26 protein-coding genes are annotated in these 26,387 nt (G+C 62.7%); 11 read left to right on the top strand and 15 right to left on the bottom strand.

The genetic code is table 11. From position 1 onward, the window contains the following. Positions 1–2: 2 nt before the first annotated feature. The 3 genes from efeB to efeU form a co-directional block, all read right to left on the bottom strand. The gene (gene efeB / locus I6E60_RS12330) at positions 3–1,274 is read right to left on the bottom strand and encodes an iron uptake transporter deferrochelatase/peroxidase subunit (RefSeq protein WP_197180601.1); all 1,272 of its coding nucleotides are present in this window, start codon (positions 1,272–1,274) and stop codon (positions 3–5) included. Positions 1,275–1,342: 68 nt separating this feature from the next. After that, the gene (gene efeO / locus I6E60_RS12335; protein WP_197180603.1) at positions 1,343–2,515 is read right to left on the bottom strand and encodes an iron uptake system protein EfeO; all 1,173 of its coding nucleotides are present in this window, start codon (positions 2,513–2,515) and stop codon (positions 1,343–1,345) included. After that, entirely contained in the window at positions 2,515–3,372 is an 858-nt protein-coding gene (efeU, locus tag I6E60_RS12340; protein WP_197180605.1) for an iron uptake transporter permease EfeU, read from the bottom strand. Before efeU ends, efeO begins: the two co-directional genes overlap by 1 nt. 115 nt (positions 3,373–3,487) lie before the next feature. Between efeU and I6E60_RS12345 the strand changes: the two genes are divergently transcribed. The 4 genes from I6E60_RS12345 (at position 3,488) to I6E60_RS12360 (ending at position 7,493) form a co-directional block, all read left to right on the top strand. Beyond that, a complete protein-coding gene (locus I6E60_RS12345; protein ID WP_197180607.1) occupies positions 3,488–4,660 on the top strand; it encodes a PIG-L family deacetylase in 1,173 nt (390 codons plus the stop codon). Next, entirely contained in the window at positions 4,657–4,992 is a 336-nt protein-coding gene (gene fdxA, locus I6E60_RS12350) for a ferredoxin (RefSeq protein WP_197107380.1), read from the top strand. Before I6E60_RS12345 ends, fdxA begins: the two co-directional genes overlap by 4 nt. After that, a complete protein-coding gene (dapC, locus tag I6E60_RS12355; RefSeq protein WP_197180609.1) occupies positions 4,992–6,098 on the top strand; it encodes a succinyldiaminopimelate transaminase in 1,107 nt (368 codons plus the stop codon). Before fdxA ends, dapC begins: the two co-directional genes overlap by 1 nt. A 99-nt stretch (positions 6,099–6,197) precedes the next feature. After that, positions 6,198–7,493: a citrate synthase gene (locus I6E60_RS12360; RefSeq protein WP_197125549.1), complete on the top strand. Its 1,296-nt coding sequence runs from the start codon at positions 6,198–6,200 to the stop codon at positions 7,491–7,493. A gap of 145 nt (positions 7,494–7,638) precedes the next feature. Here the strand turns inward: I6E60_RS12360 and I6E60_RS12365 are convergent, their stop codons facing one another. Both I6E60_RS12365 and dapD read right to left on the bottom strand, forming a co-directional pair. Then, on the bottom strand, positions 7,639–8,952 hold the full coding sequence (locus I6E60_RS12365; RefSeq protein WP_197125544.1) for a hypothetical protein: 1,314 nt from the start codon (positions 8,950–8,952) through the stop codon (positions 7,639–7,641). A 32-nt stretch (positions 8,953–8,984) separates the two neighbouring features. After that, entirely contained in the window at positions 8,985–9,926 is a 942-nt protein-coding gene (gene dapD, locus I6E60_RS12370; RefSeq protein WP_197180611.1) for a 2,3,4,5-tetrahydropyridine-2,6-dicarboxylate N-succinyltransferase, read from the bottom strand. 26 nt (positions 9,927–9,952) lie between these two features. On the opposite strand from dapD, the gene dapE reads away from it, so the two are divergent. From dapE to I6E60_RS12385, 3 genes are all read left to right on the top strand, one after another. Next, positions 9,953–11,050 (top strand): succinyl-diaminopimelate desuccinylase, encoded by a 1,098-nt coding sequence (gene dapE, locus I6E60_RS12375; RefSeq protein ID WP_197180612.1) that lies wholly within the window; start codon positions 9,953–9,955, stop codon positions 11,048–11,050. Then, positions 11,032–12,279, top strand: coding sequence for a hypothetical protein (locus I6E60_RS12380; protein WP_307841841.1), 1,248 nt, complete (start codon positions 11,032–11,034; stop codon positions 12,277–12,279). Before dapE ends, I6E60_RS12380 begins: the two co-directional genes overlap by 19 nt. 94 nt (positions 12,280–12,373) lie before the next feature. After that, positions 12,374–12,547: a DUF3117 domain-containing protein gene (locus I6E60_RS12385; RefSeq protein ID WP_197107374.1), complete on the top strand. Its 174-nt coding sequence runs from the start codon at positions 12,374–12,376 to the stop codon at positions 12,545–12,547. 138 nt (positions 12,548–12,685) lie between these two features. Here I6E60_RS12385 and uvrA read toward each other — a convergent pair whose 3' ends face one another. After that, the gene (gene uvrA / locus I6E60_RS12390) at positions 12,686–15,160 is read right to left on the bottom strand and encodes an excinuclease ABC subunit UvrA (RefSeq protein WP_197180614.1); all 2,475 of its coding nucleotides are present in this window, start codon (positions 15,158–15,160) and stop codon (positions 12,686–12,688) included. A 138-nt stretch (positions 15,161–15,298) separates the two neighbouring features. Beyond that, complete coding sequence (locus I6E60_RS12395) at positions 15,299–15,931, bottom strand: O-methyltransferase (protein ID WP_197180615.1); 633 nt, start codon at positions 15,929–15,931, stop codon at positions 15,299–15,301. A 63-nt stretch (positions 15,932–15,994) separates the two neighbouring features. On the opposite strand from I6E60_RS12395, the gene I6E60_RS12400 reads away from it, so the two are divergent. After that, positions 15,995–16,390 carry a sec-independent translocase gene (locus tag I6E60_RS12400; RefSeq protein WP_197107371.1) on the top strand — a complete coding sequence of 132 codons (396 nt, stop codon included), beginning with the start codon at positions 15,995–15,997 and terminating at the stop codon, positions 16,388–16,390. A 29-nt stretch (positions 16,391–16,419) separates the two neighbouring features. On the opposite strand, the gene I6E60_RS12405 is transcribed toward I6E60_RS12400, so the two are convergent. After that, positions 16,420–17,982: a succinic semialdehyde dehydrogenase gene (locus I6E60_RS12405; RefSeq protein WP_197125534.1), complete on the bottom strand. Its 1,563-nt coding sequence runs from the start codon at positions 17,980–17,982 to the stop codon at positions 16,420–16,422. 60 nt (positions 17,983–18,042) lie between these two features. On the opposite strand from I6E60_RS12405, the gene I6E60_RS12410 reads away from it, so the two are divergent. Next, a complete protein-coding gene (locus I6E60_RS12410; RefSeq protein WP_197157815.1) occupies positions 18,043–19,440 on the top strand; it encodes an MFS transporter in 1,398 nt (465 codons plus the stop codon). After that, a complete protein-coding gene (locus I6E60_RS12415; RefSeq protein ID WP_197180617.1) occupies positions 19,437–20,927 on the top strand; it encodes a pyridoxal-dependent decarboxylase in 1,491 nt (496 codons plus the stop codon). The genes I6E60_RS12410 and I6E60_RS12415 overlap by 4 nt, the downstream gene beginning before the upstream one ends. A gap of 19 nt (positions 20,928–20,946) precedes the next feature. On the opposite strand, the gene I6E60_RS12420 is transcribed toward I6E60_RS12415, so the two are convergent. Together I6E60_RS12420 and I6E60_RS12425 are read right to left on the bottom strand one after the other, a co-directional pair. After that, on the bottom strand, positions 20,947–21,384 hold the full coding sequence (locus tag I6E60_RS12420) for a GNAT family N-acetyltransferase (RefSeq protein WP_197180618.1): 438 nt from the start codon (positions 21,382–21,384) through the stop codon (positions 20,947–20,949). Positions 21,385–21,418: 34 nt separating this feature from the next. Continuing rightward, positions 21,419–22,333 (bottom strand): LysR family transcriptional regulator, encoded by a 915-nt coding sequence (locus tag I6E60_RS12425; RefSeq protein ID WP_197180620.1) that lies wholly within the window; start codon positions 22,331–22,333, stop codon positions 21,419–21,421. Positions 22,334–22,405: 72 nt separating this feature from the next. Between I6E60_RS12425 and I6E60_RS14570 the strand changes: the two genes are divergently transcribed. Next, positions 22,406–22,528, top strand: a complete 123-nt coding sequence (locus tag I6E60_RS14570) for a hypothetical protein (protein WP_255529165.1) — start codon at positions 22,406–22,408, stop codon at positions 22,526–22,528. A gap of 84 nt (positions 22,529–22,612) precedes the next feature. Here I6E60_RS14570 and I6E60_RS12430 read toward each other — a convergent pair whose 3' ends face one another. From I6E60_RS12430 to I6E60_RS12450, 5 genes are all read right to left on the bottom strand, one after another. Continuing rightward, positions 22,613–22,825 carry a helix-turn-helix transcriptional regulator gene (locus I6E60_RS12430; RefSeq protein ID WP_197180621.1) on the bottom strand — a complete coding sequence of 71 codons (213 nt, stop codon included), beginning with the start codon at positions 22,823–22,825 and terminating at the stop codon, positions 22,613–22,615. Beyond that, complete coding sequence (locus I6E60_RS12435) at positions 22,825–23,307, bottom strand: DUF2975 domain-containing protein (protein WP_197180622.1); 483 nt, start codon at positions 23,305–23,307, stop codon at positions 22,825–22,827. The genes I6E60_RS12430 and I6E60_RS12435 overlap by 1 nt, the downstream gene beginning before the upstream one ends. A gap of 98 nt (positions 23,308–23,405) precedes the next feature. Then, complete coding sequence (locus tag I6E60_RS12440; protein ID WP_197180624.1) at positions 23,406–24,527, bottom strand: P-loop NTPase; 1,122 nt, start codon at positions 24,525–24,527, stop codon at positions 23,406–23,408. Next, positions 24,517–25,008: a DUF1003 domain-containing protein gene (locus tag I6E60_RS12445; RefSeq protein ID WP_197126352.1), complete on the bottom strand. Its 492-nt coding sequence runs from the start codon at positions 25,006–25,008 to the stop codon at positions 24,517–24,519. The genes I6E60_RS12440 and I6E60_RS12445 overlap by 11 nt, the downstream gene beginning before the upstream one ends. Positions 25,009–25,036: 28 nt before the next feature. Beyond that, positions 25,037–26,368, bottom strand: a complete 1,332-nt coding sequence (locus I6E60_RS12450) for a magnesium transporter MgtE N-terminal domain-containing protein (protein WP_197125517.1) — start codon at positions 26,366–26,368, stop codon at positions 25,037–25,039. Positions 26,369–26,387: the final 19 nt, after the last annotated feature.

Here is a 26,387-nt window from a genome sequence, read left to right on the forward strand (position 1 = left end):
GTTTAGGCGAGGTCGAACATCCCCGCGCCGATAAAGCTCCCTGACTGTGCTCCGGGAGGAACAGCGAAGATTGCTGAGCCGACGTAGCGCACGTATTCGTTCATGAGGTCGTTGCGCGAGAGCGCGAGCTGGATGGGTACGAACTGTTTTTCAGGATCGCGCTGGAAGCTGATGAAGAACAGGCCGGCGTTGAGTCGGCCGAGCTCGTCGTTGCCATCCACGAAGTTGTAGCCGCGTCGCAGAATCTGCGCGCCACCGTGGGTGTCGGGGTGGGCGAGCTTCATGTGCGAATTGTCGTCAATCAGCGGCGCATCATCGCGACCGGCCTGCTCGAAGTCGGGGTCGGTGAATTCGGAGCCGCCGCTGAGCGGTGCGCCTTCACCCTTGGTGCGCCCGAAGATCGTCTCTTGTTCACGCAGTGAGGTGCGGTCCCAGGTTTCGATGGTCATGCGAATCTTGCGGCTCACGAGATAGGAGCCGCCGGCCATCCAGGAAGCTCCGTCTCCGGATGTTGCCCAGACGTACTCATTGACTGCGTCGGTTTCTTCAGCTCGCAGGTTCGCGGTGCCATCTTTGAAACCGAAGAGGTTGCGCGGTGTCTTCTGCGCTTGCGTTGTCGATGAAGTGCGGCCGAAGCCGAGTTGAGACCAGCGAAGCGTTGCGCGGCCAAAGGCGATACGCGAGAGGTTGCGGATGGCGTGAACGGCGACCTGCGGGTCGTCGCTGCACGCTTGGATGCAGAGGTCGCCACCCACGAGTTCGGGCAGCAGAGCGTCGCTGGGGAACTTCGGGAGGTCGATGAGGGCCGATGGTCGCTTGCTGGCGAGGCCGAAGCGATCATCAAACAGCGTAGGGCCGAAGCCGAAGGTGATCGTGAGACCACCCGGTGGCAGATCGAGGGCTTCGCCCGTGTCATCCGGTGGCGCATCGTAGGGTCCGCTCGCGGGACCATAGTCGCCTGCGGCTTCGCCGGTCGTCATGCGCGCGGCGGCGTAGCTCCAGTCCTGGAGCAATTCGATGAGCTCGTCGCGAGGGATGTCATTGACGTCGAAGGCGGCGAAGTGGAGTCGATCTTGAGCCGGCGTGATGATGCCCGATTGGTGATCGCCGAAGAACGGGTAGGTCGCGGCGACATCGTTGCCCGTCGTCGACGAGCCGCCACCGCCGCCGAACGCGAAAGCTCCGCCAACGCCGAGTCCGGCACCCACAACGCCAGCCCCAGCGAGCCCGAGGAGGCCGCGGCGGGAGAGACCCTTGGTGTCATCTGTTGGCATTGCTGTTCTTTCGGTGGGGGGGCGGTAGGCGGCTGCTGTCTGCAACGGCCGGAGACGGGGGAGTGGAGTTAGAGAACTAACACTGCGGTAAGGCGAGAGAGGGGCTCGGCGAGCGCGTTCACCTGATCGGAGAATGCGCGAATCTCGCTCGTGGACAGCTCAGTGTAGAGACGGAAGCCGTCGCCTTCCTTCTGCGCGTCGAGCAATGTTTGCAGCTCATCGAATTCCACGTCGAGGGTCGCAGCAAGATCGGCATCCTTCGTGACCAGGATGTCGCGAACACCGTCATAGAGCACCCGAGCGCCATCGATGTTCGCTTGGAAATCCCACAGGTCGGTGTGCGACCAGAACTCTTCTTCTCCGGTCACCTTGCCGCTGGCAACCTCATCGAGAAGGCCAATGGCGCCGTTGGTCTGCTGATCAAGAGTGAACTCGAGATCTTGCACGTTGTTGTAGAGAGTGGTGGTGTCTTCGACAAGCTGCGAGGCAAGCGCTTCACGCTTCGACTGGTCGTAGGGTTCGAAGCCGGCTTCGGCCTCGGCGGGCCACAGATCTTTCTCCATGGCGTGCCAGCCGGTCCACTCTTGACCGTCTTCGAGGTCGGCTTCCCGCAGATCCATGCGGGGGTCGAGGTCACCGAACGACTCGGCGACAGTCTCAACGCGCTCCCAGAACACGCGTGTGGGGGCGTAGAGAGCGCGGGCAGCGTCATCGTCGCCAGCGATGTACGCGGCAGCGAAGTCTTCCGTGCCAACGACAAGGTTTTCGATCTGGTCCTTGACGTAACTCTTGTAGTTGGCGTTTGCCGCGGCGACTTGCGCGGCAGTGTCGCCGCTGAACGACAAATCTGTACCGGAATCGGTAACCGTAAACGCTGCCGTGCCAACTCCCTCACCGATCATTCCCGGCTTGCAGACCGTGAAGTAGTCACCCGGTTGAGCCAATACGACGAGATCGCGACTGATGCCGGGGCCAATGTTCTCGACCTCACCGACGATGCGCAGTCCGTCATCCGCCAGTAGGTAGAACTCAGTGACCTGGTCACCGGAGTTCGTGACGGAGAATACGAGGGTGCCGCTCGGCGCTTCGCTGGCGCTCACGGCGCAATCTGTGGCGTTGCTGTCGACAGTGATCGTGTTGTCGGCGGTGGCTTCGGTGCTGTTGGCAACGCAGCCGGTAAGAGCGAGCGCAGCGACAGTTGCCGCCGCGGCGAATCCGTAGCGGGTAGGGCGGGTGGTCATCAGGCTCCTTGAGTGCTGAGGCGTGCTTCGGGCACCAGCGGCTTATCAGCACGCGTGTTGCCGCGAACAGTGCGGATAAAAATCGTCATGACAGCCCCGACATAAGCAAGCCACACACCGGCTTCGAGCCACGTGGTCGCGGGGGAGAAGTTGAGAGTGCCCTTAAGCAATGTGCCGTACCAGCTGTCGGGCGGGATAGCCGCGCTGACGTCAAAGGCGAGTGCGTGGAGGCCCGGCAGAACGCCGGCCTCTTGCAGGTCATGCACGCCGTAGGAGAGCACTCCGGCGGCAACGATGATAAGGATTGCGCCGGTCCACGTAAAGAAGCGAGTGAGGTTGATGCTCACGACGCCGCGGTAGATGAGGTAGCCGAGCACAATCGCGGCAGCAATGCCGAGCGCTGCGCCAGTGAGGGGGAGTGCGGTCGATCCGCTCGCCTGCACTGCTGCCCAAATAAAGAGGGCGGTTTCGATGCCTTCGCGGCCGACCGCGAGGAACGCGACGAGAACGAGGCCCCAGCCGGCACCCGTGAGGTGCGAGTCGACTTCGCTGCGCAGTTCGCGACCGAGACCGCGGGCGGCGCGGAGCATCCAGAAAATCATCCACGTGACAAAGGCGGTAGCAACAATCGAGAGGATGCCGCCAATGAGCTCTTGAGCCTGAAACGACAAGCCGTAGGTGCCGAAGGTGAGACTCGCGCCGAGGCCCAGCGACAACACGATGGCGATAGCGACTCCGAGCCAAATGCGGGGGAGTACATCGGTACGATCGATTTTGCGAACGTAGGCAATAAGAATGCCAACCACAAGCGCGGCTTCGAGGCCTTCTCGTAGTCCGATCAGGAAGTTTGCGAGCACTGGACTCTCTTGTCAGTTGAGTTCTGGACAGGTTGGTAAGCCTAACCTAAGCAACCGTAATTCGGCTACCTGTGCTTATTCTGTTTACTGCAGAACAAATGGTGGAGGAACGGCCGTGAAAGATCGAGCACAACGGGTATTGGTTGTTGCCGCACGCCCAGAAGACGAGGCGTACGTCTTCGGCGCCACCATTGCCACTCTGGTTCAGCGCGGCACCGAGCTCATCGTGCTCAGTTGCAGCAACAACGCGACCGCCGCAATAGAGGCATCGCCCTCGACCGGCAGCGCACCCGAGACTGTTTCACACGGCGCCACAGTGCCGAGTGCCGTGGCCGCAAGCGTCACTGCGGGCGGCAGTGCAGAAACGAATACTGCAGTTGCTGACGCTGAAGCGGATGCCGACCCCGGCACCGGCGAACGTGCGGCGGTGTCCGTCGACGAGGTCGTGCGCGAAATCCTCGGCATTACCTCTCACCACATCTTGCGCGAAGACAATGGTCGCCAGTTCAACATGCTTGACGCCCGCGCTCTCGCCTCCGACCTTGCGGCAGCAATCACCTCGTTGAAGCCGGATGTCGTCGTCAGCTACGCCAAGGAGTCCAGCGGAACGGCGCGCGGCGCTGAGGCGCTGCTCGTGCACGAAGCCACGGTATTGGCGACTGAACTTGCTGGGGTGCCTTTCTATACGGCATCCGCTGTTCCTGTTGATCGTGGGGTGGCGGTCTCGTCGGCAACAGCGCTAGCGTTTAAGCGTCGGGCGACAGAGATTTATCGCAATGAAGTTCCGGTGGGAGAGAGTGTTTCGACACCGCCGGAGTATTTGCGTCGCTTGCGTCGCCGCGAACTGGTCATCGGCGAACGCAGTCGTGTGGAGCGCAGCATCTTGGCTCTGGTTTCTCTCGCGTTGGGGGCCTTGGTCGGCCTCGTTCTCACCGCCGTGCACCAGTCAACGTTCACGATCGGTGATGTTCGTGTCCCGTGGGGAATTGTGGTGTCTGTCACGCTCGTAACGGCGCTCATTCTGGGCCTGCGATTGATTTATGACACCCGAGTCGCGGCAGGTTTTGCCTCGCTGGGTGTTCTAGCGATGTCGGCAGTCTTGGCTGCGGCGATGCCCGGCGGAACGATTTTGATCCCGGCGAATGTTGCGGGCTACGTGTGGACTTTTGCGCCCGTGCTTGTGGTGCTCATTGTGGTGGGGTGGCCTCGGGTGAACCGTCAGGTTTCGTCGGCGAGCCGCGCTAACATTGAGTTGAACTCTCCCGTGAAAGGTGCGGATATCTCTTGACCTACGTCATCGCTCAGCCCTGTGTCGATCTTAAAGATCGCGCGTGTGTAGATGAATGCCCAGTCGACTGCATTTATGAAGGCGACCGCATGCTCTACATCCACCCGGATGAGTGTGTTGACTGCGGAGCGTGCGAGCCGGTGTGTCCGGTTGAGGCCATCTATTACGAAGATGACCTGCCCGATAAGTGGGCCGACTACTACAAGGCCAACGTCGAATTCTTTGATCTCCTCGAGGTGAGCTCACCCGGTGGAGCAGCAAAGGTCGGAGTGATTCCCAAGGATCACGCCCTCATCGCGGCCCTGCCTGAGGGTGGCGGGTCCTCAGACTAATGGCGCGCACGCCGTTGGCTCTCCCCGATTTTCCGTGGGATTCGCTTGTGCCGTACGGCACGATTGCGCGCACTCACCCCGATGGCTTCGTTGACCTGTCAGTCGGTTCACCGGTAGACCCCACCCCCACGGTTATCCGCGAAAGTTTGGCGACGGCCACGGATGCTCACGCCTACCCCACCGCCACGGGCACAGTTCAGCTGCGTGAGGCCATCGTCGACTGGTTTGAGCGCCGCCGTGGCGTGCCCGGGCTCACCGTCAACAATATTCTGCCGACCGTCGGTTCCAAAGAGTTGGTGGCACTGCTGCCACTGCTGCTGGGGCTCGGCAGAGACGACGTCGTCGTGCATCCCTCGGTCGCGTACCCGACGTATGCCATTGGGGCGGCCATGGTTGGAGCTACTGCCGTGGCATCTGACGACCCTGCATCGTGGCCCGAGAACACTGCTCTCGTCTGGCTGAACAGCCCAGGTAACCCTGATGGTCGCGTCGCTGACGTTGAGCAGCTGCGCGCTGCTGTTGCCCGCGCTCGCGAATTGGGTGCAGTCATCGCCTCAGACGAGTGCTACGCCGAACTCAACTGGAACGGCCCCGACCCCACGCCTTCCATTCTCGATCCCGAGGTTATTGGCAGCGATCGGTCGTCAGTTCTTGCGGTGTATTCGCTCAGCAAGCAGTCGAATTTGGCCGGTTACCGTGCCGCTTTTGTGGCCGGATGCTCGGGACTCATCTCAGAACTACTCACCGTGCGCAAACACGTCGGACTTCTCGTGCCCGGCCCCGTGCAAGCCGCGATGGTCACCGCCCTTCAGGATGACGCCCACGTTGCGGCCCAGCGCGAGCTTTATCGTGCACGTCGCGCCAAGCTGCTGCCCGCTTTGAAGCGGGCGGGATTCTTCGTGGATGACAGCGTTGCGGGCCTCTACTTGTGGGCAACAAAGAACGAAGACTCGTGGCAGACGGTTGGCGATTTGGCGCAGTCTGGCATCCTCGTGGTTCCGGGCTCGTTCTACGGCGAAACCCCTGCCCGGCACGTGCGTATCGCACTCACCGCGAGTGACGACACCATTGCGGATGCGGTCGCTCGCCTCGATTTGCTCGCTTAAGTGCACTAACCGGCGAAGGCGTTGTCGTTGACCTCTAAAACCGGTCTGGTTTGGTTGGTTGGTGTGACAGTGGCCATTCAACCCTTGTAGGCTGTAGCGGTGAATGAAGCCCCTCAAGACCCAGAGAAGGCCACCCTCCACTTTCCGGGCGGTGCTGCAGAATTTCCCATTATCCGTGGGGTCGATGGTCACAACAGCATCGATATCTCCACCTTCATGAAGCAGACCGGTTACACGGCGCTTGATCAAGGGTTCGTGAACACTGCGTCAACCCGCAGTGAGATCACGTACATCGATGGAGACCGTGGAATCCTGCGTTACCGCGGGTACGCGATCGAAGATGTCGCGGCCAACTCCACCTACCTCGAAGTAGCGTGGCTGCTGATTTACGGTGAACTGCCGTCGAAGTCCCAGCTCGAAGAGTTCGATGAAAAGATCCGTCGACACACGCTGCTGCACGAAGACCTCCGTCGCTTCTTCGACGCCCTTCCGCCGAGCGCGCACCCCATGTCGGTGCTCTCCAGCGCGGTGTCGGCTCTGTCGACGTATTACGAAGACTCGCACGACGTGCGTGACCCCGAGCAGGTCGAGATCTCGACCATCCGTTTGCTGGCAAAGTTGCCCGTCATTGCGGCCTACGCTCACAAGAAGTCACTCGGTCAGGCACTGCTGTACCCCGACAACTCGATGAGTTTTGTCGACAACTTCTTGAAGCTCAACTTCGGCAACATGGCCGAGGAGTACGAGGTCAACCCCGTGCTGAGCAAGGCGCTCGACCGCCTGCTGATTTTGCACGAAGACCACGAGCAGAACGCGTCCACCTCTACGGTGCGCCTGGTCGGCTCGACCGAAGCCAACATTTTCGCTTCGATCTCCGCCGGTATCAATGCTCTCTATGGTCCGCTTCACGGTGGCGCCAACGAAGCCGTCCTCAAGATGCTTGGCGAGATCCAAGAATCGGGCGAAGGCGTTCAGAAGTTTGTTGATCGCGTGAAGCGCAAAGAAGACGGCGTGCGCCTGATGGGCTTCGGCCACCGCGTGTACAAGAGCTTTGACCCGCGTGCACGTCTCGTCAAAGAGAGCGCGGATGAGGTGCTCGCCAATCTGGGCGTCAGCGACCCGCTGCTCGACATCGCTCGCGAACTCGAAGAAGTCGCCCTCGGCGATGACTACTTCATCGAGCGCAAGCTGTATCCCAACGTCGACTTCTATACCGGGGTTATCTACAAGGCGATGGGTTTCCCGCCGCGCATGTTCACGGTGCTCTTCGCTATCGGCCGTTTGCCGGGCTGGATCGCAAATTGGCGCGAGATGAACCAAGACCCCAAGACCAAAATTGGTCGCCCGCAGCAGCTCTACACGGGCCCTGCAGCTCGTGACTGGCCGCAGCGCTAGCGCAGCAGCAGCAGCTTTACGACGAACGGCCGGTTCCCCTCGGGGAATCGGCCGTTTCGCGTTGTGTGCGCGTCGCTCCAGCGCGGCACTAACCGTGCGGACCTCACAGCGCTTGCCACACGGCGCTGGCAGCGGAACGCGGCGGCTAGTCGAAAACCGGGACGTCGAGGCGATACACCTCGGCATCCATGCCGCACGAACCACCGTCGGAATTGAAGTAGACGTGGGTGAATGATCGGTTGACCACGGCGTGGGTCTCGGTCCAGTAGTCCTCACCGCAGTTGTAGGTGTGGGCGAGGTTGAGGATGCGGCCGCCGTCGAGTTCAATGGCCATCACCTTCTCGCAGGTCCAGGCGCCCTCGGCGTTGCAGTTGTAGGTGGACACCACGACCCACCCTGGCTTGTCATACCCTTTTCCAGAGATGTGCATCGAGGTGTTGGCATCGTCGTAAGCGTCGAAGAGCGTGGTGCGCTCTAGCGAGTCCATGTCGACGGAGGTCAGAAAGCCTGCTGTTTCGCTCGCGGAGTCGAAATCGATGTAAACGTACGCATCCCGGCCATCGGCGGAGAGGGCGATGTCGCTGTGCTCGCTCGCCTCGGTTAGCAGGCGTTGGTTGCTGAGGTCGGCGTCGTAGACGTAGGTGCCGGACTCAGCGGAAGCCACCACGTAGGTGCCCGTGGGGGAGGCGCTCACCCAGTCCGTGTCAGCGGGCAGCTCGCTAGTGCCGAGGACTGTATCGGAGGCAAGGTCGTAGCTGACCATTCCCAGAGGCTGTTCGTCGGCGTTGTAGACGATCCAAGCGTAGATGGTGCCGTCGCTGCTCGGAGATCCCTCACTCCGGTCTTTCATGTAGTCAGCGTCCGGGAACGCACTCGAAAGGGGCTCTCGGAGGTCAGCAATGACCGTCGATTGTCCCGATGTCACGTCGAGTTCATGAAGGATGAGGTCGCCTTCGGAGGAGTTAGGCCCCTCCAGATAGCGGATCAGGTGTGGATCGGTGGGGTGCCACTGAGGTTCGGCATCCGGGTGGATGTCAAGGGCGCTCACCAGGGAGGCATCAGCGGTGGAGTACACGTGATATTCGGCATCACCGTGGTAGGTGAAGAACAGCGAGCCGTCGGCGTTCTCTGCCTGGCGGCGACTGTAGCTGTTGCGATCGAAGCGGGTGCCATCGGCCGAGGTGACGCGCTGGATCGTCGTGCCATAGACGGGATCAGTTTCCACGCTGCCCAGCGCCGGCTTCTGCCACGATTCGTCGGGGGCAGTGGCATCCATTCCCCAAGTGAGCGTGGCGCTGTTGCTCGCTATTGCCGGGGCGGGGGAGAGCTCAGGAGTAAGTGCCTGGTCAGCTCCGGTGCACGCCGTGAGGGCAAACGTGGCTGCGGCAACGACTGCGGCGGCGCGATACCGGCGCAGCCGCAGTGTGGTGCCAAACCGGGAAACGGTGAAGGTCTTCATATCAAGCTCCTTAGCCCCCGGCGGTGGTGTGCTTAGGCGTGCAAGGCCGTGTTGAGCTCGACGCCGCTGCCGCTGCGAGGCAGCACCTCGACGGCGCCCGTGACAGAGTTGCGGCGGAACAGCAAGCCGTTGACCCCACTGAGCTCGACGGCCTTGACGCGGCGCGGCGTTGCCGAACCGTCAATGATGGTGACCTTCGTGCCTGCCGTGACATAGAGCCCGGCTTCAACAACCGTGTCGTCGCCGATGGCGATGCCAATTCCGGAATTGGCGCCGAGCAGTGCGCGCTCGCCGATGGAGACACGTTCGGTTCCGCCACCGCTGAGCGTACCCATGATGGATGCTCCACCACCGATGTCGGCACCGTCACCCACGACGACGCCCTGAGAGATGCGGCCCTCGACCATCGAGCTGCCGAGCGTGCCGGCGTTGAAGTTGACAAAGCCCTCGTGCATGACGGTGGTTCCGGGGGAGAGGTGGGCGCCGAGACGAACGCGCGAGGCGTCGGCAATGCGGACGCGTTCGGGCAACACGTAGTCGAGCATCCGCGGGAACTTGTCGATGCCAGTCACGACGATGCCGTGACGCTTGAGCGAGACGCGAACCTCGCGGAAGTCGTCGGGGTGCACCGCTCCGGCGTTGGTCCAGACGACGATCGGCAGAGCGCCAAAGAGGCCGTCGAGGTTGATGCTGTTGGGCTTTACGAGCAAGTGGCTGAGCAAGTGCAGGCGCAGGTAAGCATCGGCGACGTTCTGCGGCGCGGCATCCAAATCGATCTCGACGGTCACGAATTCGGTGCGCACGCGGCGGCGTTCGTCAGCCCCCAAGTGCTCTTCGAGGTCGGCGGGGGTGTAGTGCGGGTCGGTGCCCTCGGGGATTGATCCCAGGTGCGGAGCGGGGAACCACACATCAAGTGTTGTTCCATCGCTGGCGATTGTTGCGAGTCCGTATCCCCATGCTGTGCGCGAAGTCATGCATCAAGGTTACTTACACTGGGTGCATGCCTGCGACCGATCTCACCATTCCCGTGCTCGATTTGGGCGCCTCAAGCCCCGACCTGACCCGCCAGATCTGCGATATCGAGTCGGTCTCCGGTAACGAGAAGCGCATCGCGGATGCCGTAGAAATCGCTCTGAGCGCGTTTAGCCACCTTGAGGTGATTCGGGATGCGGATGCCGTTGTCGCCCGCACGAACGGCGGCAAGGCCCAGCGCGTCGTGATCGCCGGGCACCTCGATACGGTTCCGGTGAACGAGAACCTGCCGACGACACTCGAGATGATCGACGGGGAGGAACACCTCGTCGGCCGAGGAACGGTCGATATGAAGGGCGGCGTTGCGATTGCTCTCAAGCTCGCGGCAGAACTCTCTGATCCCGCCGTCGACGTGACCTGGATTTTCTACGACCACGAAGAAGTCGCCGCTGACCTCAACGGGCTTGGTCGCATCGCTCGCAACCGCCCCGACCTCATGGCGGGCGACTTTGCGATCATTGGCGAACCGTCGAACGCGACCGTTGAGGGCGGCTGCAATGGCACCGCACGCATCGATATCTCGCTCACAGGGCTGCGCGCTCACTCAGCGCGCGCTTGGATGGGCGAGAACGCGATCCATGCTGCCGCGCCCGTGCTCGCGATTCTGGCCGCCTACGAGCCTGAGCAGCACGAGGTCGATGGCCTCGTCTACCGCGAGGGTCTCAATGCCGTCGGCATCACGGGCGGAGTTGCCGGCAACGTGATTCCGGATGCCGCGACCGTAACCGTGAACTTTAGGTTCGCCCCCGACCGCAGTACCGAGCAAGCGATCCAACACTTGCGTGAGATCTTCGCCGGCTTCGAGTTCGAAGTCACTGACCTCGCTGGCGGCGCACGCCCCGGACTGGATGCTCCGCTCGCCCGTAATTTCCTCGCCGCGGTCGGTGGCACGGCAGCCCCCAAATATGGCTGGACCGATGTGGCACGCTTCGCTGAACTCGGCGTTCCCGCCGTGAACTATGGCCCAGGCAACCCGCTGCGCGCGCACGCCGACGACGAGCGCGTCGCTACTAGCGAGATCGTGGCGTGCGAGCAGGGACTGCGGGCGTGGCTGACGGCTCGCTAGCCCCCACCGGCTCGTTTGCCTCCACGGTGCGCCGCGCAACAACGGCGATTCTTGCTCCCGAGCGCTGGTGGATCGTCGTTATCGCGATCTTTGCGGCCTCGCGGGTCGTGACGACGTCTCTGCTGTTGTGGTTCGCATCCGTCCAAGGGCAAAACCCGTGGACGGGCCCCGCGCCCGACTACTTCTCGTTCGCCAAAATCTGGGACGGGCACTGGTATTACATCATCGCGCTGACCGGGTATCCCTCGGAGCTACCGCTGACCGAAGCCGGTCACGTTGCCGAGAATGCGTGGGCGTTCATGCCCGGCTATCCCGCGGTAGTGCGGTTCATCATGACGCTGACAACGCTCGATTTCGCCGTGGCTGGCGTCATCGTCTCCGTCGCGTTCTCTCTGGGGGCCGCGCTGTTGTTCTACCGCGTGATGCACCTCGTGTTGCCCGCCGGCACAGCCCTGTTCTCGGTCGCTATCTTCTGCTTCGCGCCACTGTCGGCCATCCTGCAGGTCTCCTACGCCGAGTCGATGTATCTCTTCTTGCTCACCTTGTCGCTCTACTGGCTGATGAAACGCCAGTACTGGATGCTGTTGCCGGTGATCGCGGTCATGTCCCTGACGCGTCCGAGCGGCTTAGCCTTTGCGCTCGCGCTCGGGTTGCATGTGGTTTATCGCTGGTGGATTCGCCGCCGTGAGGAGTTTCCGCTGCGGGAGCGCATTGCGGCGGTCTCGGCGACTCTGTTCAGCCTTGTTATGGGGTTTGCCTGGCTCTTGATCGCGGCAGTGGCCACGGGGTCTCTTTCCGCCTACACCGACACTGAGCTCGCGTGGCGGGCGCCCTACGTCGGTTACGGCGAATTGGTGCCGTTCGCGGCGTGGATCCAGGGGGCCGAATTTTGGGCTCAGTGGTGGCAGGTGCCGCTGTGGCTCTTGCTGGTGATGCTCGTCGCTAGTGTTCTCGCGTTCTTTGTTTTTCTTTTCACCACGCCCGCGCGACGGCTGGGGGTGGATCTGCGCTTGTGGGTCGCCAGCTATGCGCTGTATTTGCTGGCCGTTTTCTTCCCGCAGTCGAGCACGTTCCGACTGCTCATGCCGATGTTCCCGCTGGCGGGCGCCCTCGCGCTACCGCCGTCGCGTGTGTATCGCGCTTTACTGCTCGCGGCGTGCATTGCCGGACAGTGGGCATGGATCCATCTGGCCTGGTGGGTCGACGCTTACGACTGGACTCCACCCTAAATAGGTGTCCTGAGGGTGAATGAATCGACAGAGTTTCAGTATCGGCGGTCTTTGCTGGATAATAGAGTGCAGTACCGATGAAAGGGGACTATCTATGGCAGCCATGAAGCCGAGGACCGGTGACGGGCCGATGGAGGCTGTCAAAGAGGGCCGACTCATTGTCGTGCGTGTACCTCTCGAAGGCGGCGGTCGTCTCGTTGTTTCTGTAAACGACGACGAAGCAAAAGAATTGCACGACGCTCTCGCGGGCGTTGTCACTCCCGCTTAGCTTTTCTTCTCAGCTTTAATCGGCGGCCCACGCTTAGCGCGTAAGGCTAGTCGAAACACAGCACCGAACACGATCACTTCGTGTTCGGTGTTTTGTGGTTAACGCCCGATGTTTGTGGATAGCCAACGGCATGGGCGGTTAGCCCGCTGCGCGGGTATCGATCCACTCGCTGAGATACTTCGCTGTTGCGCCGGTGCCCGCGGCAACCTCGCGGGGAGTTCCTGTGGCGACGATAGTGCCGCCCTTGTCTCCGCCGCTGGGGCCCAAGTCGATCACCCAGTCGCTCGCAGCAATGGTGGCGAGGTCGTGCTCGACGAGCACGACAGTGTTGCCGGCATCCACGAGTCGTTGAAGCTGCGCCAGCAAGAGCTCAGTATCCGACGGATGCAGCCCCGATGTAGGTTCGTCGAGCAGGTAGAGCGCATGGCCGCGACGCGCGCGCTGCAGCTCGGTCGCGAGCTTGATGCGCTGCGCTTCTCCACCGCTGAGTTCTGTGGCTGGCTGGCCGAGACGCAGGTAGCCGAGGCCAACATCGCGCAGGGTGTCGAGGCTGCGCAGCGCCGAGGTGGATCCGGCGAAGAAGTCTGCGGCGGTGTTGACGGTCATGCCCAGTACTTCGGCGATGTTCTTGCCGAGGTAGGTGACCTCAAGTGTGTCGTCGTTGTAGCGGGCACCGTGGCACGTGTGACAGGGAGCGTACGTTCCGGGCAGGAACAGCAGCTCGACTGAGACGAAGCCTTCGCCCTGGCAGGTTTCGCAGCGTCCGCCGGCGACGTTGAAGGAGAACCTGCTCGCGGTGTAGCCGCGTGCCTGCGCTTCGTCGGTTGCCGCGAAGAGCTTGCGAACGACATCGAACATTCCGGTGTAGGTCGCGAGGTTCGAGCGTGGGGTGCGTCCGATGGGGCGCTGGTCGACAAGCACGAGACGATCGAAAGAGTCGAGCCCGGTGGTGTCTTCGAGCGTCAGGTCATGGGGCTGGTCATCAGCTTCGGCCGTGTCATCCGGAGCAGTACCGAGATGAGAGCGCACCGCCTGCGCGAGTATCTGGGTCACGAGCGTTGACTTGCCCGAACCTGACACGCCCGTGACGGCGGTCATCACGCCAAGCGGGAAGTCGACGGTGAGATCGCGGATGTTGTGCAGCGATGCCTTGTCGAGGCGCACCCACGACTCCGGGGTGCGCACCTCGCGCAGCGGCTGCGCTTGCTGCGGAAAGAGATAGCGGGCGGTGATCGATTCGGGCACATCTTTGAGGCCGTCAACGGGGCCGGAGTAGACGAGCTGCCCGCCGCCTTCGCCAGCGCCGGGGCCGATGTCGACGATCCAGTCGGCTCGTCGAATCACATCGAGATCGTGCTCCACGACAAACAGGGAGTTGCCGGATGCCGTCAAACGGTCGAGCACTTTCAGTAGCGGTGCCGCATCCGCGGGGTGCAATCCCGCGGAGGGCTCGTCGAGCACATAGACGACGCCGAAGAGGCCGGAGCGCAGTTGGGTGGCGATGCGCAGGCGTTGTGCTTCGCCGGGGGAGAGCGTTGTGGAGTTGCGGCCGAGGCTGAGGTAGCCGAGACCGAGGTCGAGGAGCACCTCAACGCGGGCAATAACGTCGTCGCCGATCCGGCGCGCGACCTCGTTGCCGTCGGAGGCATCGGCCGAACCATCGCTTTCGCGGGGGCCCATGCCGTCGCGGAGACGGTCGGCAAGATCAGTCAGCGGCACGGCATTCAGCTCGGCGATGCTGAGCCCAGCGAAGGTGACGGACAGCGCATTTGCCTGCAGGCCGCTACCACCACACTCGGGGCACGCCATGCTCTGCACGAAGCGGAGCGCTCGCTCGCGCATCCGCTCGCTCTGAGACTGCGAGAGCACGTTCATGGTGTGCTTGCGAGCACTCCAGAACTTGCCGTTGTAGCCGTGGTCGACGCGGCCCTCTTCGGGCTGGATGAAGACGGAAGGCTGTTCTTCGGTGTAGAGCAGCCAGTCGCGATCCTTGCGGCTGAGAGCGTTCCACGGTGCTCGAGTGTCGATCCCAAGGCCGTTGACGATGCTCTTGAGGTTGGCGCCCTGCCACGCTCCGGGCCAAGCGGCGATCGCGCCGTCGCGAATCGAGAGCGTGGGGTCGGGAACGAGCAGATCTTCCGTCACATCGTGCACGACACCGAGGCCGTGACAGCGCGGGCAAGCTCCGGTCGCGGTGTTCGGCGAGAAGGCTTCGGCCGACAAATGGCTGACGCCAGCGGGGTATGTGCCGGCGCGGGAATACAACATGCGCAGCAGATTGGAGAGCGTAGTGATCGTGCCGACGCTCGAGCGCGAGCTTGGTGCTCCGCGACGCTGTTGGAGGGCGACAGCGGGTGGGAGGCCGGTGATGTCGGTGACGTCGGGCGCGCCGACCTGGTTGAGCAGGCGCCGAGCGTAGGGGGCGACCGACTCGAAGTAGCGCCGTTGGGCTTCGGCGTAGAGGGTGCCAAAGGCGAGAGAAGACTTTCCGGAACCGGAGATGCCGGTGAAAGCCACCATGCAATCTCGCGGCACATCGAGGTCGATGTTGGCGAGGTTGTTTTCGCGGGCCCCTCGAACGCGAACCCAGCCGTCACGATCATTGCTATTCATGGATGCTCCGTTCTCACGGCGTGCGGAGATTCCAAGTTCCTCGGCAGCGCGCGCTCTGTCGTGTGCGTACAGGGTGGCGGTAGTTGAACCACAGTACGGACACGATGCTGAATGCCGGGTGAGCGTTCGCTGAGCGTGTTAGTCGCTGAGCTTGGTGAGTTGAAGGAGCCCGTCGCCCACGGGAATCAGCGAACTGATCACAGCGGTCGATTGGGAAATCTCTTTGAGCAGCGAACGGAAGTTTGAGACAGTGGCATCGCGCTGCGCGGGATCCGGCACGCGGTCACGCCAGAGAGCGTGCGCGACGGCCACAACACCACCGGGACGAACCAAGCGCAGGCCGTGTTCGACATACTCGATAACAGACTGCGGGTCGGCGTCGATGAAGACGAGGTCGTAGCTCGACTCGTTCATGCGAGGAAGAACCTCGGCTGCTTTTCCGCCGATCTGACGCACGCGATTCGCTTGAATGCCAGCCTCAGCGAACACGGAACGGGCCACCTGCTGGTGGTCAATCTCGGAGTCGATAGTGGTGAGCAAAGCGCCGGGGCTGCCTGCGAGCATCCACAGCCCACTAATGCCAACACCAGTGCCGACTTCGATGATGCTCTTGGCGCCCGTAGCGGCAGCGAGCAGGGCCAGCTGAGCACCGACCGCGGGGCTCACCGCTTCGATTCCTAGCTCGCTGGAATGTACGCGCGCCGCGGCGATCTCTGGGGGTTCGATGACGAACTCCTCGGCGTACTTCCAACTCAACTGCTTGTCTGACACATTGCTCCTATCGCTGTGGTCAACTGTAGACGCAGCGCGCGAAGGCAGCGGTAAGCTAAACGGGTGTCCTTCGGTCTCACATTCGACAAACTGCTGATCATCGGGATCATCGCTGTCTTTTTGCTTGGCCCCGACCGTTTGCCCTACTACGCATCTCAACTCGCACGCCTCGTCCGCTCGCTGCGTGACATGGCCAACGGCGCTAAAGATCGCATGCGTGAAGAGATGGGCCCCGACTTCGACGACATCGACTGGAAGCAGCTTGACCCGCGCCAGTACGACCCTCGCCGCATCATCCGCGATGCTCTTCTTGAAGATGAGACGCCGCCCGTCAAGGTGCGGCCTCCACGCTCAGCCGCGTATGCCGAACGGCAAGCAGCGCTCGCTGAACGCCAATCGCAACTCAAAGCTGAACTGAAGGCCGGCGAAGTCGCGCCCTTCGATAACGAAGCTACTTAGCTCCCCATCTTCCTCACGACCAGCCGCGGTTAGCGGCGGCGCAGCAGCTTCAGCACACCCAACAGCGTCACCATGAGGCCAGCCATCGCCGCGAATTCAGCACCCGAACGTGGCAATTGTAGAATGCCGTTCGACTGCGAGACGGTGCGCGATTGCACGAAACGCAGGATGCCTTCTGGCCCGTTGCGGCGCCCTAAGCCTGAGTGCTTCATGCCGCCCATCGGCGCATCGACGCTCGAGAAGCTGCCACGGTAACCCTCGTTGATGTTGACGCTGCCCGCATCCAGTCGATCGGCCAAGCGACGAGCATGAGCGATCGAACCGCTGAAGATGGAGGCATTGAGGCCGAACTCGGTGTCGTTAGCGCGGTTGATCGCGTCGGTGTCACTCTCGACACTCGTGATCGCGACCACCGGGCCAAACGTCTCGTTGGCAAAGCACTCCATCTCGGCGGTGACATCCGTCAGCACGGTCGGAGCGTAAAAGTAGGGGCCGAGATCGGGGCGGGGGATTCCTCCAGCGAGCACAGTGGCACCCTTGGTGACGGCATCCTCGACATGTGCTTGCACGCGTTCGAGTTGGGCCTTCGACGTGAGAGATCCCACGTCGCCCGAGTAGTCGAGGGCTGAGGTCTGGGAGAGAGCCTTCACGCGTTCGGCGAAGGCGCGAGAGAACTCCGCAGCGATCGACTTGTGCACGTAGATGCGTTCGATCGAAACGCACAACTGACCCATTGAGGCGAAGCAGGCGTAGACGGCATCCTCAGCGGCCTGTACTGGATCTGCATCGCCCAGCACGAGCAGAGGGTTCTTGCCGCCGAGCTCGAGCGAAGCGCCGATCAGACGCCCGGCCGCACGCTTACCGACTTTGGTGCCCGTCGGCGTCGAGCCGGTGAAACAGATGTAGTCGCTGTTATCGACAACGGCATTGCCGACCTGGTCGCCGGGGCCCGCCATAATTGGCCAGACGGCAGCAGGCACGCCCGCATCAATGTAGGCCTCGCGAGTGGCGAGCATCGACAGCGCGCCCTGATTGTCGATCTTCTGGATGACGGCACTGCCGGCAGCGAGGGCGGGAACGATATCCATTGCCCCGAGTGCGATCGGATAGTTCCACGGCGTGACGACTCCGATGAGTTGCTTGGGGGAGTAGCTCACGTGCGTCGACATCAGCAGCGGAATGCCCGCCCGGCGACGCTTGGTGGCCAACACCCGCTCGGCAGAAACGGCGTAGTAGCGCGTGATCGTCGCGGCCTGAAAGATCTCTTCGAACGCTTGACCACGCGTCTTGCCCGACTCGGTTTGCAGCAGGTCGAGCAGCTCATCCTTGCGTTCCAGCAGCAGATCATGGGCGCGCAGCAGCACGCGGCGACGGTAGGCAAAGCCGGCGGACTGCCAGGCGCGCTGCGCTCGCCGGGCGGCTGTCGCGGCATCCCGAACATCGCGGGTCGAACTCTGCGGCAACTCATGCAGGGCCTTGCCCGTGAAGGGAGCAATCACGGTGGCCGTGTCGGAGGTGGTGCACCGCAGCTGGGCGACGAGAGTGTCGCGACGACGCGACCCGATCAGTGAAACGACTGTGTGAGGCGACATAACTCAACACTACGACCGTGCGCCACAATTTCGGCTGAGCAAAGCGCTAGGCTCACGAAGATGACGACCGCAGCGCCGCGAGCTCTTTCCCGAAGCTCCATCGCCACCTATGCCATCGGTTCTCTTGGCACCGGCGGTTTTGGTGCCCTGCCCGGGCTCGTGCTCGTGTACTACCTGACCGACACGCTGGGGATTGCGGCGCTTGCCGCCGGCATCCTCGTGACCGCAGCCAAAGTGTGGGACGTGATCATCGATCCTGTGATTGGTGCGCGTAGCGACCGCAGCCTGGCGCACCATGGCACTCGGCGACCGGCGATGCTTCTTGGTGCCATCCTGTTGCCGATCTTGTTTGTTCTCACGTTTGCGGTGCCGGCCGGCATTGGCCCGCTTGCGTCGGGCATCTGGGTGTTTATCGCCTTCGTTGCCACGGCAACCGCGTTCAGTATGTTCCAAGTGCCGTATATCGCCTTGCCTGCCGAACTCACCCGCAGCTATGACGAACGCACTCGGTTGCTCGCGGTGCGCGTAGTCGTGCTCACGGTAGCGATTCTGCTGTTCGGTGCTGGCGCACCAGAAATTCGTGATGCCTTTGCGGATGAACGGCTCGGCTATCTCGTGATGGCCGTTTCGGCCGCCGCGCTCATGGGCGTCTCGCTCGTAATTTCGTCGTTCTCGGCTCGCACCGGCACCGTCTCGCTGACGCCGACCGTGTCGATCGTTGACACCTATAAGTCGGGAATCGCCGCGCTCAAGCGGAGCCAGCCGTTCCGCGCCCTGCTGCTGACCTTCCTGCTGCAAGGGCTCGCGACGGGCGTCATGCTCGCGGGGGCGCAATACGTCGCGACGTGGGTGCTGGGCACCGGGGTAGCGATCCTGTTCGTGTCGCTCATCGGGCCAGCGCTGCTCTTCGCTCCGGTCTGGGCTGCCATCTCTCGCCGCATCGGCAAAGAGCGCGCCTTCGTGTGGGCCTCCGCCTGCTATGGCCTCGGTGCCCTGCTGATCGTGCCGCAACTGTGGGCCCCCGGCGCGTGGATCTATGCACCCGTCGCGCTCGCCGGAGCTGGCTACGCCGGAATGCAAGCACTGCCCATGTCGATGCTTCCCGACGTGATCTCCCACGACTCCCGCCGGCACCGCATCGCCTCGGCCGGCACCTTCGGGGGAGTCTGGACCGCGGGGGAAACCACCGGCATGGCACTCGGAGCCACCGTGCTCACGACTGTGCTCGCGGCATCCGGTTATCTCGAATCAGTGGCCAACCAGACCGTGACCCAACCCGATTCGGCCATCGCCGGAATCATCATCAGCTTCAGCATCGTGCCCGCCGTGATCATCGGCCTCTCGCTGCTGACCTTTAGGCGCTACCCGTTGCGCCGCAGCGACATTGACCATGCCGATGCTGAACCACACCCCACAAGTGGCCCAACCACCACTTCGAACGATCAGGAGACCCGATGAAGTTCGACCACCAGCCCGCCGACATTCTTGAGCGCCTTAACTCGCTACGCGAAGCGGATGCTCCCACCCACGGTGGCCATGTGCTGTCGTATGTCTACGACTCCGGCCTCGCGGAGCTCGACGAGCTCGCAGCGCAAGCCATTCGTGCCGTGCAGCCCGTCAACGGCCTCGACCCGACCACCTTCACCTCGGTTGCCGTCATGGAACGCGAGGTTCTTGGCTTTGCCCGCGACATGCTCGGTGGCGACGAGGATGTCGTCGGCACCGTCACGACCGGCGGTACCGAAAGTTGTCTACTGGCCGTCAAGACGGCGCGCGACGTGTGGCGGGGAACCGGCGCCTCGGCGCGCACAGGAATGCCCCGGTTGCTGGCTCCCGTGACGGTGCATGCGGCGTTCCAGAAAGCGGCACACTACTTCGGGCTCGAACTGGATCTCGTGCCGGTTGGCCCGGGTGGCGATGTCGCCGCGAGCGATCTCATTGCACGCATGGGCGACGATGTCGCTCTCGTCGTGGTGTCGGCTCCGAGCTATGCGCACGCGGCAATGGACCCCATCGTCGAGGTCGCGGCTGCAGCAGCCGAGCGCGGAATCGCCTGTCACGTTGATGCCTGCATCGGCGGCTGGGTGCTTCCGTTCTGGGAGGGCGTCGCCCCCTGGAACTTTGAAGTGCCGGGCGTCACGAGCATCAGCGCCGACCTGCACAAGTTTGGCTACTCGCCCAAGGGTGCCTCGGTGATCCTGCAGCACGGTCGTGACCGCCAACGCACGCAATACTTCGCGACGACGCGCTGGCCGGGCTACCCGATCGTCAACCCCACCATCTTGGGCTCGAAGTCTGCAGGGCCACTCGCGGCTGCGTGGGCGATTATTCAGGCACTCGGCACGAGTGGGCTCGCCGAGCTCTCTGAGTCGTGTGCGCGGTCCACTCAGGCCCTGCGCGACGTCATCGGCGAGATTGAAGGCCTCCGCGTTGTGGGCAATCCCGTCGGGCCGCTGTTAGCTATCGCATCCGATGACTCGGTTGCTGTTGACCGCCGCGTTGACCCGCACCACTGGGCCGACCAAACACGCGAGCATGGCTTCTTGCTGCAACTGCAGCCCTCGCTCGTGCAGAGTGACGGAACGATGTTGCCCGCCACGACCCACCTCACTGTGACTCCCGTGACCGCGAACGTGCTCGATGACTTGAGCGCGGCGCTGCGGATGGCGGCTGACGAAGTGCGCGGCGTGCCCGCCGTCTCCGCAGAAGCTGTACTGGCCACGTTGCCGGCTGAGGCGCTCGCAGCGTTGGGGAACCCGGATGCCGCCCCCCTCGATTCGGCGACCGCAGCGGGCCTCCTCGGCGCGCTCGGCATCGGTGCTGGCGACCACGGCCTTCCCGAGCGGATGGCGCCACTGTTGGCCCTCATCGCCGCGATGCCCGCACCGCTCACCGAACGCCTGCTTATCGAGTTGCTCGCGCGACTGATCGAGCCGACCGAGTAGGGCGCCGTCGCTTCGAGCGTTACGAGACGGAGGCGGGTCGCGTCAGCCACACGTCGTGGTCGTCTTCGTCGTACGGCGTGAAGCCGTGTCGTTCGTAGAGCCGCAGCGCGGCGCTGCCCTGAAGCACAATGAGGCGAAAGGGGCGGTGGTCTGGCCGGGCGAGCACTTCGGCGAGAACCTGACTTCCGATGCCGTGCCCCTGCAGACGTGCGGGCAGGTAGAAGTGCTCGATCCAGCGCGCATCCGGTTCGTGGCGCACGCTAATCGAGCCGACATCCTCGCCGGCGACCCGAATGATCTGGGTGTTCTCGGGCGCGAAGGCGTCGCTCATCCAGGTGCGCACCCGAACGGGATCGAAGAGGCCGTGCCGTTCAAGATCGGCTCGTAGCTCGATAGCGCGCAGGTCGAGTAACCAGTCGAGGTCGTGCGCGGTGCTGGGGCGTAGCGAGTATTCCACTCCGTGATTCTAAGCGGGCGGATGCGCGGCGGCGCTAGACCGTGTGCTCCCGTTCGAAGCGCGTCGCCTCATCGACGAGGGCTTTCACGACGGCGCGCACGGAGGGACGTTCGGCGCGGTCGGGGCGCAGCAGTGCCGAGATGAGCCTCGACGACGGCACACCTTTGAGGGGGCGTGTGATGAGGCCGTTCTCGCGGTCTCGGGTAGTGAAGCGCGGCAGGATGGCGATGCCGTGGCCGGCTGCCACGACGGCTTCAACGATGCTGTTGTCGGTGAGACGTTGCGCGACTTTGGCTGGCGCGCCATTCGCGGCCTCGATGCGGCGAAGGATGCGGTCGAAGGGCAACCCGGTCGGCACGCCGATCCACGTCTCGTCGATGAGGTCGGCGGGGGTCAGTGCCGCCTTGCGGCCGAGCGGATGATCTTCGGGCAGAGCGACATCCAGAGACTCACGCATGAGCGGAACCACAGCGAGCCCCCGCTCGGTCCAGGCGGGCAGAACGTGCGGCGAGTCGGAGACGACAACGTCGTAGTCAGCGGTGAGGTTAGCGACATCTTCGAGCACAGAGTCTTGGTCGTGGCAGCTCAGAGTGAGCCCCTGCTGGCGATTCACGGCGTGAAAGAGCCCCGGCAACAACATCTCGCCGCCGGTGGGGAAGATGGTCATGGTGACGTCACCGCGGGGGGACTCTCGAAAGTCGTTCCACAGCGCTTCGGCTTTCTCGATTGCGGTAGCCACATCGGCCGCGGTGTGGGCGAGCGCCCGGCCGGCCGACGTCAAGACGATGCCGCGACCTACGCGCTCGGTGAGAGGGATTCCGGCCTCGCGTTCCAGAATTTTGAGCTGCTGAGAGACGGCCGAGGGCGTGCGCATCGTTGCCTTAGCGACTGCCGTAATGCTGCCGCGGTCAGCCAACTCCCGCAGCAGTTCCAGACGCCGTATCTCCACGTAGTTAGCCTACAAGGTTAGCTAAGAAAGATCATCTTGTTCTAAAAGGTTTCCGAACGTCAGAATATAGACATGAACTTCGAACTAATCATCATCGCGGCACTTGCTGCAACCGGTATCGCCGCAACCCTGCGTGCCGTTGCAACCGACGGATACCGTCGCGTGCCCACCCGTCGCTACAACACCATGCCGTAGCCAACCGCCAGCCGGTTTACGCAACACCGCAGCAATTACTGCTGTGGTGTTTTTGCGTTAACGGGGCGAACGAGCTGGCGGCGACTACTGCTCTTCGTCATCCCACACGAGGATGTCGCCGGGCTGGCAATCCAGGACTCGACAGATCGAATCCAGAGTTGAAAACCGCACGGCCCGAGCTCGCCCGTTCTTGAGTACGGCGACGTTGGCGGGGGTTATTCCTACGGCCTCGGCAAACTCTCCCACTGACATCCCGCGCTCGAGGAGAAGACGGTCGATGAGGATGCGTATCGCCATTACACCACCTCATCAAGTTCGGTTCTCATCAGCACCGCTCGCTGCAGCAGAGATCTCAGCACGAGGAGAACGAGGAAGAGTGTCACACCGACCAGAACGCTCGCGATAACCGCGAAGGCCAGCAGCGGTGGGCCTGGGATGAAAGCGAGCGTTGCTCCCGCTAAAACGGTGGCAACCGCAACGCTGGTGGCGAGCAGGTTTACTAAGCGTGCTGCATCAGGATTGAAGATCTCGTCTTGCCGAATAAAGCCGACCAGAACGGCTGTGGATGCGAGAATCACCTCAACGCAGAGCCCAAAAGCGAGCCCTAAGGTGAGCAGCGGGACCCGCAGGTCGTTGAACTCTGGATACTCGGTAGCGGCCAGCTGCGATAGCGGCACTAGGGCGATGCAACTCGCCAACGCAGCGATCGCGAGCAGGCCGAGCGCAATCCACGTCGCTATTGCTGCGCCAAGAGAAGGCCGGGGTAGAGAAACTTCCATGCATCGATAATCGATGCATATCTATCGAAAGTCAATAGCCTGCTTTCGGGATGCCGTGCTGCGTAGGCGTCCAGATGCCGCAGTGCAGAACAGCAGTGCTAGCGCGGGCTGAGGCCGAGCTTGCGGCCGGCAACGCTGCGCTTGAGCGAACGGAGAGTCGTGGCAAGAGCCGTGATGGCCTGAGCTGCCGGATCCGCGGGAGCCGCGATCACCACGGGAACCCCGGAATCGCCACCTTCGCGCAGAGCAATGCTGAGCGGAATGGATGCGAGCACCGTGACGGGCTCGTCTGGCGTGGAGAGCTTGGCTGCGGCATCCGCCCCACCACCAGAACCAAAAAGTTCGAGCACGCTGCCGTCGGGCTGGGGGAGACCGGCCATGTTTTCGATGACGCCGATGACCCGCTGACCGGTTTGGCGAGCGACAAGCCCGCTACGTTCCGCAACATCGGCGGCGGCCGACTGCGGAGTCGTGACAACCACGACATCGGAGTGCGGCAGCAGTTGCCCGAGGGAGATCGCGACATCACCCGTGCCGGGAGGCAGGTCGAGCAGCAGCACATCGAGGTCGCCGAAGAACACGTCGGTCAAGAACTGCTGAATAGTGCGGTGCAACATCGGTCCACGCCACGACACAGCCGTGTTCTCTTCGACGAACATACCGATCGAGATGACCTTCACGTCGTAGGCGACTGGCGGCAGAATCATCTCGCCCACCTGGGTGGGCTTGGCGCCATGCAAACCGAGCAGGCCGGGAATCGAGAAGCCGAATACATCGGCATCGATTACGCCGACGCGCAGACCGCTCTGAGCAAGTGAGACCGCGAGGTTCGCGGTGAGTGTCGACTTACCGACCCCGCCCTTGCCACTTGTCACGGCCACGATCTGGGTCAGCGACTCCGGCCCGAATTGCATCGTCTTGGGCTTGCCCTTGCGCAGCTTTTCGGTGAGAGCAGTGCGCTGCGCCGGCGACATGATCGACACGTCGACGGTCACCGCCGTGATGCCGGCCACACGCTCGGTAGCCTCGCGCACGTCGCGTTCGATCGAGGTTGCGGCCGGGCATCCGACAATCGTCAAAGTTAGGCCCACGGATGCCGCACCCGCGTCATCGACAGATACCCCAGAGATCATGTCGAGCTCTGTCACTGGTCGCCGAATCTCGGGGTCAATCACCGAGGCGAGGGAGGAGAGTACCGCGGCTTCGAGCTCAGCGTTCACGGTTCTCCGTGTCGGCTTCGGCGTCTTTCTCAAGCTCTTCGAGCAGGCCACGAAGCTCCGCGCGGATGAAGTCCTTGCTGGCGAGGTCAGTCATGGCGAGGCGCAGTGCCACGACCTCGCGGGCCAAGTACTCGGTGTCGTTGAGGTTGCGTTCTGCGCGCTGCCGGTCTTGTTCAATCTGCACGCGGTCGCGGTCATCTTGACGGTTCTGGGCGAGCAGAATCATGGGCGCAGCGTAGGAGGCCTGCAACGACAGGATGAGCGTGAGCAGGGTGAAGTTGGTGGAGCGCGGGTCAAACTGTGCATCCAGAGGCGCGCTTGTGTTGTAGATCAACCAGACGCCCACGAAGGCGGAAAGACCGACCAGGAACCACGGGGTTCCCATGCCGCGAGCGAAAGCCTCTGAGTAGCGGCCCATACGGTCGCGACTCTGGAACATGCCGAACCCGCTGCGCAAACCCTTGGGGGTGTCGAGGCGCATGTCATTGCGCTGTGATCGAAGTGACCGCTTAGCTAGTGCCACGGGGTGCCCTCCCTGCGCGAATTTCTTTCTGCTGAACGATGGTTAGAGGTCTCGTAGAGGTGTCGTCGAAGCTCGCCGACTCGTCGGTGGTACTTCGCCAGTCATCGGGAAGCAGATGGTCAAGCACGTCGTCAATGGTCACCACCCCGAGCAAACGATGGTTGTCATCGACCACGGGCACTGACACGAGGTCATAACTCGCAAGAATGCGCGACACTTCTGCGGCAGTCGTGGACGAGCGTACCGGTTCAAGCGATTGGTCGATCAGGGCACCCAGGCGTTCATTGGGTGGGTAGCGCAGCATCCGTTGAAAGTGCACCATGCCGAGCAGGCGGCCGGTCGGCGGCTCATACGGCGGCAGCGTGACGCAAATGGCGGCACCGAGTGCCGGGGCAAGGTCGTGACGACGAATGAGGGCCAGACCCTCAGCAACAGTGGCGTCGGCAGACACAATGATGGGCTCGGTGGTCATGAGTCCACCTGCCGTGTCGGGAGCGTAGCTGAGCAAGAAGCGCACATCTTCGGCTTCTTCGGGCTCCATGAGGTCGAGCAGTATCTCGCCGCGCTCATCGCTGAGGTGGGCGATGAGGTCGGCAGCGTCATCCGGCTGCATCTCATCGAGCACGTCGGCGGCACGATCATCGTCGAGCTTATTGAGCAGCGCGACCTGTTCGTTTTCGGGCATCTCTTCGAGCACATCAGCGAGGCGGTCGTCAGAAAGTTCTTCAGCCACTTCCATCATGCGCTGCTCGGGAAGTTCGAGCATCGCATTGGCGAGGTCGGCAGGCAAAAGATCAGAGAAGCTCGCAACGAGCTGAGTCGCCGATTGGGCCTCGCCCTCGTGCGTGTTGTGCTTCAGTTCATCCCACTCGGCAAAGTCGGTGGGGCCCTTCGCGAAGAGCGGCGAACCGCTAGCCTTCGGGCGACGCAAGAAGAGCTGGCTGATCTCCCACTCGCCAATGTCGACCTCTTCGATCGACACGTCTTCGATTTGAGCTTCGCCAGAGCCATCGCGCATCGACACGCGCCGACCCAAGAGCTCAGCCATGACACGGATTTCGCCACCGCGCTGCTCGAAGCGGCGCAAGTTCAGAAGACCCGTGGTGATGATCTGCCCCGAGCCAATGCTCGTGACGCGACCAATCGACAAGAAAACATGGCGCTTACCGGGAACTTCAGCGATCATTCCGACCACGCGAGGGCTCGCATCGCCGCGCTCAACGACTAGCACGTCGCGGACCTTGCCCACGCGGTCGCCATTGGGGTCGAAAATTGAGCAGCCCACCAATCGGGCGACGAATACTCTTGAGGTGCTCACAAGTAAAACCCTACCCCTG

It is taken from the genome of Salinibacterium sp. SWN167, from assembly GCF_015864665.1.
In the GTDB taxonomy this organism is placed as follows: domain Bacteria; phylum Actinomycetota; class Actinomycetes; order Actinomycetales; family Microbacteriaceae; genus Rhodoglobus.

Excerpts from the sequence above, each read along its gene's own strand:
- I6E60_RS12430 (WP_197180621.1), bottom strand. The coding sequence starts at position 22,825 with ATGGCGATACGCATCCTCATCGACCGTCTTCTCCTCGAGCGCGGGATG.
- I6E60_RS12405 (WP_197125534.1), bottom strand. The coding sequence starts at position 17,982 with ATGTCGCCTCACACAGTCGTTTCACTGATCGGGTCGCGTCGTCGCGAC.
- dapE (WP_197180612.1), top strand. The coding sequence starts at position 9,953 with ATGCCTGCGACCGATCTCACCATTCCCGTGCTCGATTTGGGCGCCTCA.
- I6E60_RS12385 (WP_197107374.1), top strand. The coding sequence starts at position 12,374 with ATGGCAGCCATGAAGCCGAGGACCGGTGACGGGCCGATGGAGGCTGTC.
- I6E60_RS12445 (WP_197126352.1), bottom strand. The coding sequence starts at position 25,008 with ATGCGCCTCGACACCCCCAAGGGTTTGCGCAGCGGGTTCGGCATGTTC.
- efeB (WP_197180601.1), bottom strand. The coding sequence starts at position 1,274 with ATGCCAACAGATGACACCAAGGGTCTCTCCCGCCGCGGCCTCCTCGGG.
- dapC (WP_197180609.1), top strand. The coding sequence starts at position 4,992 with ATGGCGCGCACGCCGTTGGCTCTCCCCGATTTTCCGTGGGATTCGCTT.
- efeO (WP_197180603.1), bottom strand. The coding sequence starts at position 2,515 with ATGACCACCCGCCCTACCCGCTACGGATTCGCCGCGGCGGCAACTGTC.
- dapD (WP_197180611.1), bottom strand. The coding sequence starts at position 9,926 with ATGACTTCGCGCACAGCATGGGGATACGGACTCGCAACAATCGCCAGC.
- I6E60_RS12415 (WP_197180617.1), top strand. The coding sequence starts at position 19,437 with ATGAAGTTCGACCACCAGCCCGCCGACATTCTTGAGCGCCTTAACTCG.
- I6E60_RS14570 (WP_255529165.1), top strand. The coding sequence starts at position 22,406 with ATGAACTTCGAACTAATCATCATCGCGGCACTTGCTGCAACCGGTATC.
- I6E60_RS12435 (WP_197180622.1), bottom strand. The coding sequence starts at position 23,307 with ATGGAAGTTTCTCTACCCCGGCCTTCTCTTGGCGCAGCAATAGCGACG.
- I6E60_RS12410 (WP_197157815.1), top strand. The coding sequence starts at position 18,043 with ATGACGACCGCAGCGCCGCGAGCTCTTTCCCGAAGCTCCATCGCCACC.
- uvrA (WP_197180614.1), bottom strand. The coding sequence starts at position 15,160 with ATGAATAGCAATGATCGTGACGGCTGGGTTCGCGTTCGAGGGGCCCGC.
- I6E60_RS12365 (WP_197125544.1), bottom strand. The coding sequence starts at position 8,952 with ATGAAGACCTTCACCGTTTCCCGGTTTGGCACCACACTGCGGCTGCGC.